The sequence below is a fragment of the Archangium lipolyticum genome, assembly GCF_024623785.1.
In the GTDB taxonomy this organism is placed as follows: domain Bacteria; phylum Myxococcota; class Myxococcia; order Myxococcales; family Myxococcaceae; genus Archangium; species Archangium lipolyticum.
Genome location: NZ_JANKBZ010000034.1, coordinates 1 through 16,622, shown reverse-complemented (window position 1 = coordinate 16,622; position 16,622 = coordinate 1). Strand labels below are relative to the sequence as shown.

13 protein-coding genes are annotated in these 16,622 nt (G+C 69.4%); 11 read left to right on the top strand and 2 right to left on the bottom strand.

Annotated features, from left to right (window positions below):
* The first annotated feature begins 136 nt into the window (after positions 1–136).
* Genes NR810_RS42655 through NR810_RS42645 form a run of 3 tightly spaced genes read left to right on the top strand, consistent with a single transcriptional unit; the run spans position 137 to position 4,964 of the window.
* Positions 137–2,020, top strand: coding sequence for a DUF4388 domain-containing protein (locus NR810_RS42655; protein WP_257461144.1), 1,884 nt, complete (start codon positions 137–139; stop codon positions 2,018–2,020).
* A complete protein-coding gene (locus tag NR810_RS42650; RefSeq protein WP_257461142.1) occupies positions 2,020–3,798 on the top strand; it encodes an ABC transporter ATP-binding protein in 1,779 nt (592 codons plus the stop codon). Before NR810_RS42655 ends, NR810_RS42650 begins: the two co-directional genes overlap by 1 nt.
* The gene (locus NR810_RS42645) at positions 3,795–4,964 is read left to right on the top strand and encodes a PHP domain-containing protein (protein WP_257461140.1); all 1,170 of its coding nucleotides are present in this window, start codon (positions 3,795–3,797) and stop codon (positions 4,962–4,964) included. Before NR810_RS42650 ends, NR810_RS42645 begins: the two co-directional genes overlap by 4 nt.
* Positions 4,965–5,234: 270 nt before the next feature.
* Here the strand turns inward: NR810_RS42645 and NR810_RS42640 are convergent, their stop codons facing one another.
* Entirely contained in the window at positions 5,235–7,538 is a 2,304-nt protein-coding gene (locus tag NR810_RS42640; RefSeq protein WP_326522544.1) for a M4 family metallopeptidase, read from the bottom strand.
* Between the two features lie 218 nt (positions 7,539–7,756).
* On the opposite strand from NR810_RS42640, the gene NR810_RS42635 reads away from it, so the two are divergent.
* The 6 genes from NR810_RS42635 to NR810_RS52940 are packed head-to-tail and all read left to right on the top strand — an operon-like array spanning position 7,757 to position 12,944.
* On the top strand, positions 7,757–9,046 hold the full coding sequence (locus tag NR810_RS42635) for a 3-deoxy-D-manno-octulosonic acid transferase (RefSeq protein ID WP_257461139.1): 1,290 nt from the start codon (positions 7,757–7,759) through the stop codon (positions 9,044–9,046).
* Positions 9,047–9,080: 34 nt separating this feature from the next.
* Positions 9,081–10,103, top strand: a complete 1,023-nt coding sequence (locus NR810_RS42630; RefSeq protein WP_257461138.1) for a glycosyltransferase — start codon at positions 9,081–9,083, stop codon at positions 10,101–10,103.
* A complete protein-coding gene (gene lpxK / locus NR810_RS42625; RefSeq protein ID WP_257461135.1) occupies positions 10,100–11,149 on the top strand; it encodes a tetraacyldisaccharide 4'-kinase in 1,050 nt (349 codons plus the stop codon). The genes NR810_RS42630 and lpxK overlap by 4 nt, the downstream gene beginning before the upstream one ends.
* Before the next feature lie 49 nt (positions 11,150–11,198).
* On the top strand, positions 11,199–12,212 hold the full coding sequence (locus NR810_RS42620) for a bifunctional heptose 7-phosphate kinase/heptose 1-phosphate adenyltransferase (RefSeq protein ID WP_257461134.1): 1,014 nt from the start codon (positions 11,199–11,201) through the stop codon (positions 12,210–12,212).
* The gene (locus NR810_RS42615) at positions 12,209–12,700 is read left to right on the top strand and encodes an adenylyltransferase/cytidyltransferase family protein (protein WP_257461133.1); all 492 of its coding nucleotides are present in this window, start codon (positions 12,209–12,211) and stop codon (positions 12,698–12,700) included. Before NR810_RS42620 ends, NR810_RS42615 begins: the two co-directional genes overlap by 4 nt.
* 10 nt (positions 12,701–12,710) lie before the next feature.
* A complete protein-coding gene (locus NR810_RS52940) occupies positions 12,711–12,944 on the top strand; it encodes a Trm112 family protein (protein WP_407653892.1) in 234 nt (77 codons plus the stop codon).
* A 2-nt stretch (positions 12,945–12,946) separates the two neighbouring features.
* On the opposite strand, the gene NR810_RS42610 is transcribed toward NR810_RS52940, so the two are convergent.
* Positions 12,947–14,047, bottom strand: coding sequence for a glycosyltransferase family 9 protein (locus tag NR810_RS42610; RefSeq protein WP_257461131.1), 1,101 nt, complete (start codon positions 14,045–14,047; stop codon positions 12,947–12,949).
* A gap of 76 nt (positions 14,048–14,123) precedes the next feature.
* On the opposite strand from NR810_RS42610, the gene NR810_RS42605 reads away from it, so the two are divergent.
* Both NR810_RS42605 and gmk read left to right on the top strand, forming a co-directional pair.
* Entirely contained in the window at positions 14,124–15,002 is an 879-nt protein-coding gene (locus NR810_RS42605; protein WP_257461130.1) for a YicC/YloC family endoribonuclease, read from the top strand.
* Positions 14,999–15,646: a guanylate kinase gene (gene gmk / locus NR810_RS42600; protein ID WP_257461129.1), complete on the top strand. Its 648-nt coding sequence runs from the start codon at positions 14,999–15,001 to the stop codon at positions 15,644–15,646. Before NR810_RS42605 ends, gmk begins: the two co-directional genes overlap by 4 nt.
* Positions 15,647–16,622 lie beyond the last annotated feature (976 nt).

Here is a 16,622-nt window from a genome sequence, read left to right as displayed (position 1 = left end):
TTCACTCCCGGAGAGAAGGCGCTCCACCCGCCGGGCAGCCGGGCGAGTCGCACCGCCGCGCGAGGGCGTGCTGGAGGGCGGGCGGACGAGATTCCTGACTGATGCACGCGGGCCGAATGTGTACACTCGGCGGCCCTTGAAGACGCTTCTTCTGGCCGAGAGCCATCCGCCCACTCTGGAGCACCTCACCGGGTTGCTGTCTCAGGCCGGGTTCACCGTGCGTGCGGTGAGCGACCCCGGCTCGGCGATGGAGCACTTCGTCGCCGACAACCCCGACATGGTGGTGGTGGCCGTGGACATGCCGCGCCTGGACGGAGCGCACGTGGGCCACCTCATCCGCAACCACAGCCAGGGGGCGCGCGTGCCCATCGTGGCCATCGACAAGGGGCACCTGGGCCGGGCGCGCGGGGTGGCGGCGGTGTTGGATCTCAAGGTGAACGCCTACGTGGCGGACCCGCTCAAGCCGGGCGAGCTGGTGGGCAAGCTGCAGTCGCTGGCGAGCACCTCCACGCGCAACGAGGTTCCGCTCAAGGGCGTGCGGGCCGTGCTGGCGCGCCCGGCGGTGGTGAGTGGAGATCTCAAGGGCTTCCCGCTGCCGGCGCTGCTGGTGTCGCTGTACCGGCTGCGCCGCGATGGCGTGCTGGTGGTGGCGTACCGCGATCTCACGCGGCGGGTCTTCTTCGCCCGGGGCGGCGCGGTGAACTACGACTCCAGCGCGAGGCAGGACGCGCTGCCCAACTACCTGTTGCAGCGCCAGGTGGTGACGGAGACGCAGGCGGAGCGGGTGGTGCAGGCGTTGGGCTCGGGTCTGCGCATCGGCGCGGCGCTGGCCGAGGCCGGGGTGGAGGCGGCGGGCGAGGAGCTGTTGCAGCTGCTGCGCGACTACACGAGCGACCGGCTGGCCCAGGTCATCGGCATGCGCGAGGGCCGTTACGCCTTCTACCCGGGCGAGGAGTTCCAGGCCGAGGTGGCCACGGTGGAGACGCCGGCGCTGGCGCCGATCCTCGATGGAGCGCGGCGGGCCCTGCCGCTGAAGGTGATGGCGGCCCCCTTGCGCTCGCACCAGGCGGAGTTCCCGGTGCGCACGCCCGAGTTCGGCAGGGATCTGGGCGCGCTGGGGATGAACACGGAGGACCTGAAGATCGCCATGCAGGTGAACGGGCGCATCGCGCTGCGAGACCTGCTGGCGCACGGGCGAGGGGATCTGCGGCGCGGGTACTCGCTGCTGTGGTTCCTCAAGCTGACGGGCTGCATGAGCTTCTCCCCGGTGCCGGTGGCGACCGGACCGGGCGAGGTGGTGGCCGTGCCGGAGTCCATCGCTCCGCGCAAGCGCAAGCCGCTGCCGCCGGAGACGGAGGCGTCCCTGCGCGAGGGCGCGGTGAAGATCATCACCGGCAGCTACTTCCGCTGCCTGGGGCTGGACATCGCCGCGGACTCCGAGGCCGTGGAGCGCGCCTACCACGAGCTCGCCACGCGCTTCCACCCGGACAGCTACGCCGAGTTCGACACCTCGGAGACGAAGGACCTGCTGGACTCGGTGCAGGAGAAGCTGTCGGCGGCCTACCGGGTGTTGTCGGTGGAGGAGAAGCGCAAGGCGTACCTGCAGTACCTCATGTCGCGCATGGACGTGGGGCGCTCCACCACGGTGAACGTGGACGCGGAGATCATCCTGCGGCGGGGCGAGGCGGCGCTGAAGCGCAAGCAGTACCGCTCGGCGCTGATCCACTTCGAGGAGGCGGTGACGCTCAACCCGCAGGAGCCCGAGTACTACTCGTACCTGGCGTGGGCCACGTTCCTGGCGGGCACGGGGCCGCGCGAGGACCGGGCCAAGGCGGCGCAGAAGGTGCTGCGCAAGGCGCTCTCGCTCAACGCGTACCTGGAGCGGGCGATCATCATCTCGGCCATCATCGACAGCGAGATGGGTGACGAATCCGGGGCACGCAAGAAGCTGCTGAAGGTGCTCGAGCTCAACCCCAACGCGAAGCTCGCGAAGGCCGCGCTGCGCAAAGTAGGTCGGTGATGCACAAGTCGTTGTGGAGGTTGCTGGGGTTCGCCCGGCCGCACGTGGGCGTGCTGGTGGCGGCCTTCGCGTGCATGGCGGTGGTGGGCCTGGCCACGGGGGCGTACGCGTACCTGATGGGGCCGGCGCTGCGCTTCCTGCTGTCGGGTGGCTCGGAGGGTTTCGGGGGCGCGCAGCCGGTGCCCTGGCTGTCGAGCCTCCCGCGCGAGGCCGCGCTCTGGGGCTTCCCGGTGGTGGTGGTGACGGTGGGCGTGGTGAAGGGCGTGGGGTACCTCGGCCAGTTCTATTTCATGGGCTACTTCGCCCAGAAGGTGGCGGCGGACGTGAGGAGGGCGCTCTTCGTCCGCCTCACCTCGCTGTCTCCGGCGCAGCTGTCGCGCGAGCGGATGGGAGATCTGCTCAGCCGCTTCTCCGCGGACGTGCAGGCGGTGGAGGTGGCCGCCATGTACACGGTGGGCTCGTACCTGCGGGACTCGTTCCAGGTGGTGGTGCTGGCGGGCGTGGCGCTGTCCCTCAGTCCGATGCTCGGCGCGTTGATGCTGTGCGTGCTGCCGCTGGCGGCACTGCCGGCCTCGAGGCTGACGCGCAAGGCGCTGAAGGGCACGCGCGAGGGGCAGGTGCAGCTCGGTCATCTCGCGGGGCAGCTGCAGGAGGGGCTGGGCGGCATGCGGACCATCCAGGCCTTCAACGGGCAGGCGGCGGAGCTGGCGCGCTTCTCGGCGCACGCGACGGCACACGAGCGGGCCCTGGTGAAGGCCGCGTGGGCGCGGGGTGGGGTGCCCGGGGTGATGGAGGTGCTGGCGGCGGCTGCGCTCGCGGGAGCGCTGGCCTACGCGGCGGCCACCCACGCGATGGAGCCCGAGTCCCTGCTGTCGTTCCTCACCGCGGTGATTCTCGTGTACCAGCCGGTGAAGGACCTGGGCCGGGTGACGCAGTTCGCGATGCAGGCGGGCGCGGCGGGGGAGCGGCTCTTCTCGCTGTTGGATCTGAAGCACCCGGTGGAGGACGCGCCGGGGGCCACGGCCGCGCCGGCGTTGGAGAAGGGCATCCAGGTGGAGGGCGTGCGCTTCTCCTATGGAGATCGACGCGCGCTGGACGGGCTGACGCTGGAGCTGCCGGTGGGGAAGGTGGTGGCGCTGGTGGGGCCGAGCGGTGGAGGCAAGAGCACGCTCACCCAGCTGCTGCTGCGCTTCGAGCGCCCCCAGGAGGGACGGCTCCTCTTCGACGGGGTGGACGTGGACCGCTACACGGCGGCGAGCGTGAGGGCGAAGTTCGCGCTGGTGACGCAGGAGCCGCTGCTCTTCTCGGGCAGCGTGCTGGACAACCTGCGCTATGCGCGGCCGGAAGCCACGCGCGAGGAGGTGGAGGAGGCGGCGCGGGTGGCGAACGCGGACGGCTTCATCCGGGCGCTGCCCGAGGGCTATGACACCCGGGTGGGGGAGCGGGGCGTGAAGCTGAGCGGAGGGCAGAGGCAGCGGCTGTGCATCGCGCGGGCGGTGCTGTCGAGGGCGCCGGTGCTGGTGCTGGACGAGGCGACGAGCAGCCTGGATCCGGAGAGCGAGCGCGAGGTGCAGGCGGCGCTGGCGGCGGTGCTGCCGGGGAGGACGGCGCTGGTCATCGCGCACCGGCTGTCGACGGTGGTGGACGCGGACCTGCTGTGCGTGGTGGAGGCGGGACGGGTGGTGGAGCGGGGCAGTCACGAGGAGTTGCTGAAGGCGGGAGGCCGTTACGCCCGGCTGTGGGCGCTGCAGACGGCGCCGGAGCGGGGCGCGGCGTGAAGGCGTCGGCGGTGGTGGGGAAGCTGCTCCGGGCGCTGCTGGGGCTGGTGCTGCTGTTGCTGGGGGTGGCGGGGTTCTTCACGCTGGCGGCCTCCTTCGCCGAGTACCCGGTGGTGCCGCGCCAGGAGGGCGCACCCGAGTGGGTGCGAGGGGCCTTCCACGTGCACACGACGCGCTCGGACGGGAGGGGCACGGTGGAGGAGGTGGCGGCGGCGGCGAAGGCGGCGGGCCTGCGCTTCGTGGTGCTGACGGACCACAACGACTTCGCACCGCGCGAGCCCGTCTTCATGGACGGGGTGTTGCTGGTGCCGGGCGTGGAGATTTCGACGGATCACGGCCACCTGGTGGCGTTCGGCATGAGGCAGCCGCTGGAGGGCGTGCGGCCGTGGATGGACGGAGGGGAGGCGGAGGCGGCGGTGGAGAAGGCGGGCGGGGTGAGCGTGCTCGCGCACCCGGTGCAGAAGCGCAACCCCTGGCGGCACGAGGAGGCCGCGAGGCGGGCGGATGGCTTCGAGCTCTACTCCGCGGACACGTTCTTCCGGGACGCGCTGCGCCACCCGTTCAGCCGGTTGCTGCCGGCGGTGGGGGCGTCCTTCGGCCAGCCGGTGCACGGGGTGATGCTGCTCGTCGAGCCGCAACCCGAGTCCACGGCGCGGCTGTTGGAACTCGAGCGGGAGAAGCCGCGTGTGGCGCTGTGCTCGCACGACGCGCACGGGCTGCCGCGCTACGAGGACGTCTTCCGGGCGCTGGCGGTGTACCTGCCGCCCTCGGAGGGAGGCATTCCCCCGGTGTTACCGAAGGAGCCGCGCGCCGCGGCCGAGGTGGTGGTGAAGGGGCTCGCGAGTGGAAGGGCGGTGTGCGCCTTCCGGGCGCTGGGCGAACCCGAGGGCTTCGCGTTGGAGGGCCTGGACGCGGAGCGACGGGAGGCTCGGGTGGGCCAGGTGCTCACCGTGCAACTCCCCCCGGAGGCGGGAGAGCAGGTGCGGCTCGAGGTCTGGGGGGCGGGGAGGCTGAGACCGGATGGCCGGTCGGTGGAACTGGTGGAGGAAGGAGCGGTGCAGGTGGAGGTCTGGGGGCGGGCACCGGGGAGCTTCTTCGGCACGACGTGGCGACCCTGGATCGTCCCGAGCCCGGTGCGAGTGCTCCCAAGAAGCGAAGCCCCCTGAACCAGGGGGGCTACCCGCGCATCCACCCCTCTCCCTCTGGGAGAGGGAAAGGGTGAGGGTGTAGTCCCCGTCCTCCCCACCGTGCCGTGGCCCATGGCCCGCAAAGTCGAACGGCCGCCCCCGGAACAACTCGGGAGCAGCCGTTCTTGGTACAGCCCCTTCAGGTTGGGACCCCCGCGCCGCCCAGCATCGGCGCGGTGTCCCTTGTCACCCGAGGGTGAATCCGGGTCCGGGAGCCACGCTTCGCCCCCGGCTCCGTGTCAGCTGCGATCAGTCGTTGATGTTGATGCCCAGGCCGGCGAGATCACCGATGCCGCCGAAGTCATCCCGGTCGTGGTGGCCGGGGCGCACGCGCACCGTCGTGGTCTTGCCCACCAGGTTGAGACCCTCGTAGCCGCCCTTCGCGCCGAAGATCTGGATGTAGTAGTTGCCGTCGCGCACGCCCTTGATGCGGCAGATCTCCAGGTTGTGCTCGCTCACGCCGCGGCACTCGTACTCGTACGCCTTGGGGGCCGAGCCGTTCTGCACGTAGAGGTCCGCGTTGCCCTTGCCGCCGTAGATGATCACGTAGAGGTCGGTGCGGGTGTTGGCCCTCGTCGAGGTCACCACCGGCAGCTTGTAGACCTGGTCGGAGCCCGCGACGCCGGAGAGGCCGGAGAGCTTCACGCCTTCCTCGATGGGGATGTAGCCGCCCTTCCAGGTCACCGACAGGGTCACGCCCGTGTAGGCGCTGAAGGCGTTGAGCATCACGTACCAGGTGCCCTGGGACGGAGCGGCGACGACGCAGGACTCCGCGTTGCCGGACTTGTAGGGACGGCAGTCGTACTGGGTGGTGGTCGGCGCGTTGTTGAAGCGCAGGTACAGGTCCGCGTCACCCGTGCCGCCGCTGATGCTGACCGTCAGGTCCGTGGCGCCCTCGGGCACCGTGAAGCTGTAGTACTGCTTGGAGCCCTTGGTACCGGACACGTCGGTCACCGGGACGTTCTTCTCGATCGGGGTGTTGACCGGCGGAGGAACGGGCACGCCCACGCCCACGGCCTTCCAGGCGTTGGAGACGGAGGCGATGGTGGCCGCGTCGTAGCCGAGCTGCTGAGCGGCCTGCTCGGTGGCGATCTTCGCCTGCTCGAACGTGGTGCTCGGCGTCATGATGTCGGCGTTGGCCTTGTAGAAGATCTGCGCGGCCTTCTCGATGCCGATGCCCGCGACGGCCTGGGTGGTCTTGCCCTTCGGGTGCGTGCCGCCCTGGCTCAGCAGGTAGAAGGCCAGGTTGGAGATGCCCGAGCTGTAGTGCACGTCCACGCCCGAGGCGTAGTCCGGGTAGTAGTCGAGCGAGTCGCCGTCCTGCGTGGGGTTGGCCATGTAGCGCAGCGCGTCACCCGGGGTGGCCGGGGTCCACACGTCGTCGCCGATGAGCCAGGTGCGGTCGCTGACGACCTTGCCGTCGCCGTACCACTCGCACACGGCGCCGAAGATGTCGGACATGGACTCGTTGAGGCCGCCGGACTCACCCGAGTAGATGAGGTCCGACTCGTTGTCCGTCACCGCGTGGGTCAGCTCGTGGGCGGTCACGTCCAGCGAGTTGGCCAGGTTGGTGGCGGTGACGTTGTCGCCGTCGCCGTACACCATCTGGGTGCCGTCCCAGAAGGCGTTCACGTACTTGACGCGGTGGTGCACCGTGCTGATGAGGGTGGCGCCCGCGTTGTTGATGGAGTCACGGGCGAACAGGCTGCTGTAGCAGTTGTAGACGGTGCCGAGGTGGTCGTAGTTGGTGTTGACCACGGCGTCGGCGACCGGCGCCTCGCCCTCGGAGCGCGCCAGGGTACCCGGCAGGGTGGACAGCGTCTTGCCGTCGTACAGCTTGCGGTTCAGGGCGGTGTGCACGTGCGAGATGCGCTCGACGATGGAGCCGTCGACGGCGTTCACGAGCACCGAGTCATCCACGGGGGTGCCGTCGGCCTGCTCACCCTTCTGGCGGACCTCGTAGACGAGGACCAGCTTGTCGCCAGCGCGGAAGTAGGAGAGCGACGGCTCACCCTCGACGCGGGCACCCTGGGGAGCGGCGCGGTCCTCGGCCGCCGCGCTGATGGCGGCCTCGGGGGCCACGGACGCCTTCTCGGGGCCGGCCAGGTCGCCGCGGACGTTGGTGTTGGCCGCGAAGATCTTCCCGTTGCGCGCGTGCAGGCGCAGCTCGCCGCCGATGATGGCCCGCCCGTTGTGGAGCACGCCATAGCGGTAGTGCAGGTCACCCTGCCGGTCGGCGTAGGCGCGCTTGAGGATGAGGTTGTTCGTCTCGAGCTTGAACTGGGGAGCGATGCTCGCCAGCGCGGGGGCCAGGTCCGCGGTGAGGGCGGCCTCGGCGGACAGGGACGCGGGCAGGGTGCCCAGCTCGCCGGTGATGAACCGGGCGGTGCCGTCCTTCTCCGCATCCACGACGGTGCTGCTGTTGCCCAGGGCCGAGGCCAGCGTCCGCACTCCCGCCGGCTTGTCGCCCGCAGGGGCGGTGTTCTCGTTGCAGGCACCCATCATCATCGACAGGGCCGCGATTCCAATGACTCCGCGGATCCGATTCTCCACTGTGCTGCCTCCTGTGTCCCTGTTGCCTCAGGGACGCGAAGCAGTGTGCCAAAAAAGGACAGTCATTTCAAGGATTGCTGATAAATTGCGTTTTTACCGTTTTCACAAAAGGTGAGAAAATCTTGCTCTGGCCGTGAGTGGGGTGGTGTGGGTGGAAGCGGTGGAGCGTGCTGCGGGACGGGGGTGCATCTGGTAGAGGGTCCGCGGCCCGGGTCCCCATGCGCCTCCTCTATATCCTCGCCAGCTATCTGCTCTTCGCCGTGCTCTTTCCGGTGTTGTCACTGCACCGCAAGACGCGGCACGGGCTGCGGCAGCGGCTGGGCTTCTACGCGGAGGGGGAGCTGCCGCCGCGAGGGCCGGGGCCGACGATCTGGATGCACGGGGCGAGCGCGGGGGATCTGCTGGCGCTCTCGCCGATGTTCGGACCGCTGAGGGAGCGCTTCCCGGGGTGCCGCATCGTGCTCTCCACGATGACGAACTCGGGCTACATGATGGGGCGCGAGCGGCTGGCGAAGCAGGTGGACGGGGTGGTGTACGCGCCCTACGACCTGTGGGGAGCCACGAGGAGGGCGGTGCGGGCCATCCAGCCGGACCTGTTGGTGCTCGAGTACACGGAGATCTGGCCCAACCTCATCCGGGCGGCGAGGAGGGCGGGGGTGCGCGTGGCGCTGACGAACGGGCGCTTCTCCCCGGCGCATCAGGGGAAGTACCGGCTGTTGTTCTCGCTCATCGGCAATCCCCTGAGGGACATGGATCTGTTCCTGATGAGGGGAGAGGACGAGGCGGAGCGGGTGTTGGGGCTGGGGGCGCCGCGGGAGCGGGTGTTCATGACGGGGAACACGAAGTTCGACGCGCTGGCGGCGGCGGACGTGGGGAGGGAGGACGAGACGCTGCGGAGCGCGCTGGGGCTGAAGGAAGGGGAGCGGGTGTGGATCGCGGGCAGCACGCACGAGGGGGAGGAGGAGCACCTGCTGGGGGTGTACCGGAGGCTGCTGGGGGCGCACCCGGAGCTGCGGTTGGTGATCGCGCCGAGGTACATCGAGAGGGCGGGGAGGATCGTGGCATTGGCGAAGGAGGCGGGGTTGGGGGCGGGGCTGCGGTCGAAGGGGAACGAGGAGGGAGGGCGGGTGGTGGTGCTGGACACGATTGGAGAGCTGTCGAGGGCGTACAGGCTGGCGACGCTGGTGTTCGTGGGAGGGTCGTTCACGAAGAGAGGGGGCCAGAACATCCTGGAACCAGCGGGGCAGGGGAAGCCGGTGCTGTTCGGGCCGCACATGGAGAACTTCCGGGACAGCGTGCAGGTGCTGGTGGGGAGGGGAGGGATCCAGGTGAAGGACGCGGACCATCTGTACCGGGTGATGACGGAGCTGTTGGCGAAGCCGGAGACGGTGACGGCGCTGGGGGAGTTGGCGAGGGCGACGGTGAGACAGATCTCCGGAGCGAGCCAGCGCAACGTGGATCAGATGGCACGAATCCTCCCCTCTCCCTCCGGGAGAGGGACGGGGTGAGGGTAGGCGTGACCGTGATGGAGACCTGAGAGCCATGAGAATCCTCCACCTGCTCGCGAGTCCCTTCTGGAGTGGTCCCGCGGAGAACGTGGCGTTGCTGGCGTTGGCGCAGCGCGAGGAGGGGCACGAGGTAACGGTGGCGGTGGATCGCCGGAGGACGGAGGTAGCGGCGGAGGAGCCGGCGGTACCGCGCCTCGAGACGCTGGGCCTGTTGGATGAGGGCGGTCTGGAGCTCTCGGTGAAGTCCCCGCCGTGGGGGATCTGGAAGGACATGCGAGGGCTGAGGGCCCGTGACGTGGACGTGGTGCACACGCACTTCACGCACGACCACCTGGTGGCGAGGTGGGCGAGACCGAGAAGAGCGGTGCTGATCCGTTCGGTGCACGCGCCGAGGTCGCTGAGGGCGTCGCTGCCGTACGCGGACGCGTACACGGTGCCGGCGTCGTCACTGGTGACACGGCTGCTGGGCCATCGGGTGAGGGTCCTCCCTCCGCTGGTGGATGGGATGTTCAGGCCGGCGGAGGATCGCGAGGCATTGCGGAGGGAGCTGGGGCTGACGGGGGCGCCGCTGGTGGGGATGGTGTCGACCTTCCAGGCGTCACGGCGGCACGGAGTGGGAGTGGAGGCCTTCGCGAAGCTGCGGCAGGCGCACGCGGGGGCGAGGCTGGTGCTGGTGGGGGATGGAGAGTTGCTGGAGCCGGTGCGGCAGCAGGTGCGAGCGATGGGGTTGGAGGAGGCGGTGACGTTCGCGGGCTACCAGCGAGGCGAGGCGTTCGCGCGCTGGCTGCGAGCACTGGACGAGGTCTGGGTGCTGGGCCTGGGGAACGACTGGAGCGCGAGAGCGGCGGTGCAGGCGAGGGCCTGCGGGGTGCGAGTGGTGGCGGTGGCGGAGGGAAACCTGCCGTCGCTGGCGGACGCGCTGGTGGAGGAGCCGACGCCGGAGGCGGTGTTGGCGGCGTCGGAGTCGGGGGAGAGGGCGCTGGTGGCGCACCCGAGCAACGCGAGGATCGCGGAGGACATGCTCGCGCTGTACGAGCAGGCGAGGGCGGAGCGGTGAGCGAGCCGACGGCCATCGAGCGGGTCTTCTACCCGGGGAGAGCGGAGCCCTGGGGGAGACGGGCGTTGCTGGCGCCACTGGAGGTGCTGGCCTGGGGATACGGGGCGGGAGTGAGGCTGAGGGGAGCGCTCTACGACGCGGGCGTGTGGAGAGGAGAGCGGGTGGAGGGGGTGCGGGTCGTGTCGGTGGGCAACCTGAACGTGGGAGGGACGGGGAAGACGCCGGCGGTGCTGTACCTGGCGGAGCTGCTGGTGAGGGAGGGGAGGCGGGTGGGAATCCTGACGCGAGGGTACGGGAGGGAGTCGAAGGAGCCGCTCACCTTCACGGGGAAGGGGCCGCTGCCGTCGGTGGAGGAGGCGGGGGATGAGCCCCTGTTGCTGGCGCGCCGTTGCCCGGAGGCGAGGCTGTTGGTGGGAGCGGATCGGCGGAAGCTGGCGCGCCGGGCGAGGGACGAGTTCGGGCTGGAGGTGGTGCTGCTCGACGATGGATTCCAGCACCGGAAGCTGGCGAGGGACGAGGACGTGGTGGTGGTGGACGAGGCGGTGGGGTTTGGCAATGGGAGGATGTTGCCGAGAGGCCCGCTGAGGGAGCCGCTCTCGGGGTTGGGCCGGGCCACGCTCTTCTGGGTGCGAGCCGCGTCGACGCCGGGGCCGGAGCTGCCGCCACTGCCAGCGCCGCGAGTGAGGACGCGCTATCGGCCCACGGCGTGGGTGGATCCTTCGGGGACGCCGCATCCGCCGGAGGCGCTATCGGGACGACCGGTGATGGCGCTGGCGGGGCTTGCTCGGCCGGAGGGCTTCCTGAGGACGCTGGGCGAGTTGGGGACCGAGGTGAGGGGGACGGCCTTCTTCCCGGACCACCACCGATTCACGGAGCGGGAGCTGCACGAGGTGGGCACGCGGGCGGCGAGCCTGGGGGCGAGGGTGGTGACGACGGAGAAGGATCGGGTGAGGCTGCCTGGGGGCTTCGAGGCGTGGACGGTGCGCTTGGGGGTGGAGGTGCTGGAGGGAGAGTCGCACCTCCGGCGGGCGCTCGGGCTCGGGTAGGAAAAGGTCGGCTTGTCGGCGGGGTGCTGCTGTGGGACAACGCGCCGCCATGGCTGCCGTCCTGCCCGCCCGAGCGACTCCCACCCTGGCCCAGCTTCCATTGGCCTTCGCGCGCCGGAGGGTGCTGCTGGTGGGGGATCTGGTTGCCGACCATTACATCTACGGCCAGACGGACCGGGTGAGCCGAGAGGCGCCGGTGCTGATCGTTCGTCACGAGTCCTCGGAGGTGAAGCTGGGGGGCGGGGCGAACGTGGCGGCGAACGTGCGTTCGCTATCGGGTCAGGTGACGGCGGTGGGGGTGTTGGGGGCGGACGAGATGGGGCGGGCGCTGCGGAAGCTGTTCGACGAAGCGGGAATCGAGCTGAGCGCGGTGAGTGCGAGGGGCGTGGAGACGGAGACGAAGACGCGCATCCTGGCGGGCGGGTTGAGCACGACGCGGCAGCAGATGTTGAGGCTGGACCGGGGGCAGAGGGGGCCGTTGCCGCCGAGGCTGAGGCGAGCGCTGGTGAAGCGGGTGGAGGAGGCGGCGAAGGACGCGGACGCGGTGGTGGTGTCGGACTATGGGGCGGGGGTGGTGGGGGACGAGATGCGCGAGGCGCTGCGGAAGCTGGCGGCGGAGGGGCTGCCGGTGTGCGTGGACAGCCGGTACAGCCTGATGGCGTTCTCCGGGGTGACGGTGTGCAAGCCGAACGAGCCGGAGTTGCAGGCGCTGGTGGGCCGGGCGTTGAGGACGGAGGAGGAGCTGGTGGAGGCGGGGCACGAGGTGGTGCGCCGGTTGAAGTGCGAGGCGCTGTTGGTGACGCGGGGCCGGCACGGGATGGCGCTCTTCGATGCGAAGGGAGGGGTGGACATGATCCCGGTGCACGGAGCGAAGGAAGCGGTGGACGTGACGGGGGCAGGGGACACGGTGATCGCGGCCTTGTCGTTGGGGCTGGCGGCGGGGGGGAGCTTCGGAGCGGCGGCGCGGCTGGCGAACGTGGCGGGCTCACTGGCGGTGCAGAAGCTGGGCACGGCGACGGTGGCGAGGGACGAGCTGCTGGGCGAGCTGAGGAGTGCGCGGTGAATACGAGCCACAAGGTGGGGAAGCTGTCGGAGGTAGTGGAGCAGCGCGAGCGCTGGAGGGCGGAGGGGAAGACGGTGGCATTGGCCAACGGGGTGTTCGATCTGATCCACGTGGGGCACGTGCGCTATCTGGAGGGGGCGAAGGAGCTGGCGGACTACCTGGTGGTGGCGGTGAACTCGGACGCCTCGACGAGGGCGTACAAGGGGCCGGGCCGACCACACATCCCCGAGGGAGAGCGGGCGGAGATGGTGGCGGCGTTGGCGTGTACGGACCGGGTGGTGGTGTTCGATGAGCCGAACGTGAGGAACATCATCCGGGAGCTGAAGCCGGACGTGCACGTGAAGGGGACGGACTACACGCCGGACACGATTCCCGAGGCGGACGAGGTAAGAGCCTACGGGGGACGTGTAGCGGTGGCGGGAGATCCAAAGAACCACAGCACGACGGAGCTCGCGAAGAGGCTGCAGTCGGAGCGAGGAACGAAGTAGGAGCGCGAGCATGAGGCTCCCCGACGAACTCCTCGCGACATTGGCCTGTCCCAGCTGCAAGGGCGCACTGGTGTTCCAATCCCGAGGAAAGCCCCCTCTCCCTCTGGGAGAGGGTTGGGGTGAGGGTCTTCGCGCTTCAACCCCTGGGTCCGAGGACGAGCTGCACTGCGAGCACTGCCGTCTGGCGTACCCGATCAGGGACTCAGTACCAGAGCTGTTGAACGCCTCGGCGCGCCGCTACTGACCTCACTGGGCGGAGACCTGCGCGGCCAACCCCTGGGCGAAGGCCCGCACCTCTTCGAAGACACGGGCCTCGAGATCGCCACCCGAGTCGACCACGGGAGTCAGGTCGACCATGCGGTGGGGAGGATGGGGGTGTCCCCAGCGAGCCATGTCCATGCGGAGGAAGAGTCCGAGGGTAGGAGTCCCGAGGGAGACGGACAGGTGCATGGGGCCGGTGTTGTTGCAGACGGTGAGACCGGCGGAGCGCATGAGGGCGGCGAGCTCGTCGATGCTGGTGGGGGGAGCGAGCACGGCGCCGGGGGCGGCTGCGACGACCGCGCGAGCGAGCTCCTCCTCACCGGGGCCCCAGGTGACGACAGGTGTACGGCCGGAGGCGATCAATGCGCGAGCGGCGGAGGCGAAGGCCTCGGGAGGAATGCGGCGCCAGCCGAGTCGCCCGCCGGGGTTGACGACGGCGCGGGGAGAGCCGGAGCCCGCCTCGAGCCAGGCGCGGAACGAATCGCTGACCTGGGGCTCGCGGAAGGACATCAGCTCATGGGGAGGGCCCTGGAGGAGGGGATCGAGCAGATGGACGCGCTGTATCACCTCGCGAGGGGTATCGGAGCGGGCGGGGACGGAGATCGAGTGGAGGTAATGAATGGGCCACTGGCGGGGCCCGATGACGATGGCACGAGGCCCCACGAGGCGGGAGATGAGGGCGGAGGTGACGGAGGGAGTGGACCAGTTGGCGCAGTCGACGACGACGTCATAGCGCTCGCGGCGCAGGGCGCGGATGCCGGGGGCGAGCGCGCCGAGCCAGATGAGCCGCCGGTCGAAGGGGATGATGCGGTCGGCGTGGGGGTGGCCGGAGAGGACGCGGGCGACCTTGGAGTGGACGAGGACGTGGACCGCCGGGGGTTGGGGGGAGGCCTTGAGGGTGCTGAGGAGGGGGGTGGTGAGGAGCGCCTCGCCGACCCGGTTGTCGATACGGACGAGGAGGACGCGCTTGGGGGAGGGGAGGGGCGCTCCGGCCTTCCGCCGGCGACCAGGGCGCCAGAGGAGGACGGAGGCCACGAGAGCGAGTGCCAGCTTCGCCCAGGACTCGAGCCGCTTGTGCCAGACCATCGGGGGGCGGACCATAGCAGAGAGGATTCGCGCAGGTGGCTTGACCTGTTGGCCGGAAGCGCCTAGCAAGCCGCCAATGCTGAAGAGCATGACGGGATTCGGCGCGGGACGCGCCCGGGTAGGAGACGAGGAGTTCTCGGTCGAGCTGCGCTCGCTGAACCACAAGTTCTGCGAGGTGAAGGCACGGCTTCCGAGGGAGCTGGCGGCGCTGGAGTCGGTGGTGGTGAAGCAGGTGAAGGACCGGCTCGCCCGCGGCTCGGTGGAGGTCTTCATCAAGCGTCAGACGGCGACGGCGGCCGGGACGGTGCCGGTGGTGGACGTGGCGCTGGCGAGGGAGTACGCGCGGGCCTTCCGGGAGGTCGCTGGGGCGCTCGGGGATCAGATCGAAGTGGGCTGGGCCCATGTCGCGAACCAGCCGGGCGTGGTGCGGCTGGAGGAGCGGGGCATGGACGTGGAGTCGGCCTCGAAGGCGGTACAGGAGGCGCTGGCACAGGCGTTGGGCGCGCTGGAGCAGATGCGCCAGGTGGAGGGAAGGGCCATCCAGGCCGACCTGGAAACCAGGCTGGGGCTCATCGAGCGCTGGAGCCGGGAGGTGGCGGAGCTGTCGCCCCGGTCGGTGGAGGAGTACCGGCAGAGGCTGGCCGAGCGGGTGGCCGAGCTGGCGCGTGGCATCTCCGTGGACGAGCAGCGACTGGCGCAGGAGGTGGCTGTGTTCGCCGAGCGGACGGACATTGCCGAGGAGATGACCCGGCTGGCGAGTCACCTCGAGCAGTTCCGTCAGCTGATAGCGGGGAGCGAGCCGTCGGGCCGTCGCATGGATTTCCTCGTCCAGGAGATGCACCGCGAGGTGAACACCACGGGCTCGAAGAGCCAGCACGCGGAGATCTCCACGCGAGTGGTGTCGATGAAGGCAGAAGTCGAGCGCATCCGCGAACAGGTTCAGAACGTCGAATGAGCGAGCCCACTCCATTCCAGCCTGGCATCCTGCTCGTCCTCTCCGCTGCGTCGGGGACGGGAAAGACGACCCTGGCGCGCCGTCTGCTCGGCGAGCTGCCGGACGCCATCTTCTCCATCAGCGTCACGACCCGGAAGCCGCGAGGCCGGGAGCAAGACGGGGTGGACTACCACTTCGTGGATGTCGCTTCCTTCCAGGAGCGGATCGAGCGGGGCGAGTTCGTCGAATGGGCCGAGGTCCACGGCCATTTCTACGGGAGCTCCCAGGCGGTGGTGGAGGAGGCCCGGGCACGGCGGGGCGTGGCCATCTTCGACATCGACGTGCAGGGCGGGCATGCGATCAAGCGCAAGCACCCCGACGCGGTGCTTGCCTTCGTCCTGCCGCCCTCGATGGATGAGCTCGAGCGGCGCCTGCGCGATCGTGGGACGGATTCCGAGGAGACCATCCGCCGCCGGATGCTGGCGGCTCGCTCGGAGATCGAGCGGGGGATCGCGACCTACGACTACATCATCGTGAACGACGACTTCGAGCGCGCCTATAAGGACCTGCACTCGGTGGTCATCGCCGAGCGCTGCAGGCGGGGGCGGGTGGATCTCGCGAAACTCCGGTTGGAGATGCCTGGGACCTCGGACTCGGGGCGCTGACCCCGAGGGAATGTCTTGAGCGCCGGGTGTGGTTTCCCCCACACCACCTCGAACCGGAGCTGGATGAGCTGACTGCGGGATGTGCCGCGGAGACGGTGAGTCCGGGTGGGGCGCACAGAGCGGTGCAGGTGAAAGAGCTTGCGCCGCCTGATCAGTTGGTGGATAAGCCGCCTCACCTGACGGCGCGGTGTCACACCGGTGACACTTCAGCGACGTGGGGCTGTTCTTTTGAGCATCAATATGACCGAAGGCTGGCGTCTCCACGCTGAAGGATGAGCGGGGTAGCGAGCCTGAACGGGACAGAGCGGGTCGATGAAGTTGACAAGTTCTGAACGCGGTCCTAGATACAGGGCATCTCGGCGGTGCGGCTGAAAAAGCCCATGTCGAGCGGAACCGACCGGCTGAAATGAGCGGTTGACTCCACGGAGCGGTGAGGTAGAAGCCGCGCCCCTCGGACGGACAGGCGAAGTCGCACTGGCGACGGAGTCCCCCGGACGAAGCAGTGACAGACGAAATACGAAGTCGACGAAGCGAGTTGACTCCCAACGCGGTGGTGGTAGAAGCCGCCGCCCTCCGAAACGGCGAAAGTCGCATTGGCGACAAAGCCGGGTTGGCGGGAAGAAGAGAGTCGACGAAGCGAGTTGACACGGGAAGCGGAAGCGAAGTAGGTTCCGCGCCCCTCCTCGAAAAAAGGAAGAAACAAAGCGCTCCGGCGCGATGTTACTTCCCAACGAGGCGAAGCGGTGAAGCGAAGCGGCAACGGCCGCTTGACAGAAAAGCCGCTCCGAAATAAAGAATGCGGCCCCCGAGGTTGAATGGGGTGCAGCTGAGAAACACAACGTAGCAGAAAGTCGCCCCAGCAACAAGCGACTCGGTCTTTGAAAACCAAATAGCAAGCCCAAGAAGACAGATTGCGGAAACCGCAGTCAATTCTAAGCGGCACTCCGGAGCGAGTCGGCGTGAGTCGATTCCAGGG

What these genes read in the sequence shown, in the direction of transcription:
- NR810_RS42650 (WP_257461142.1), top strand. Translation starts at nt 2,020, where the DNA reads ATGCACAAGTCGTTGTGGAGGTTGCTGGGGTTCGCCCGGCCGCACGTG.
- NR810_RS42635 (WP_257461139.1), top strand. Translation starts at nt 7,757, where the DNA reads ATGCGCCTCCTCTATATCCTCGCCAGCTATCTGCTCTTCGCCGTGCTC.
- NR810_RS42630 (WP_257461138.1), top strand. Translation starts at nt 9,081, where the DNA reads ATGAGAATCCTCCACCTGCTCGCGAGTCCCTTCTGGAGTGGTCCCGCG.
- NR810_RS42620 (WP_257461134.1), top strand. Translation starts at nt 11,199, where the DNA reads ATGGCTGCCGTCCTGCCCGCCCGAGCGACTCCCACCCTGGCCCAGCTT.
- NR810_RS52940 (WP_407653892.1), top strand. Translation starts at nt 12,711, where the DNA reads ATGAGGCTCCCCGACGAACTCCTCGCGACATTGGCCTGTCCCAGCTGC.
- NR810_RS42610 (WP_257461131.1), bottom strand. Translation starts at nt 14,047, where the DNA reads ATGGTCTGGCACAAGCGGCTCGAGTCCTGGGCGAAGCTGGCACTCGCT.
- NR810_RS42605 (WP_257461130.1), top strand. Translation starts at nt 14,124, where the DNA reads ATGCTGAAGAGCATGACGGGATTCGGCGCGGGACGCGCCCGGGTAGGA.
- gmk (WP_257461129.1), top strand. Translation starts at nt 14,999, where the DNA reads ATGAGCGAGCCCACTCCATTCCAGCCTGGCATCCTGCTCGTCCTCTCC.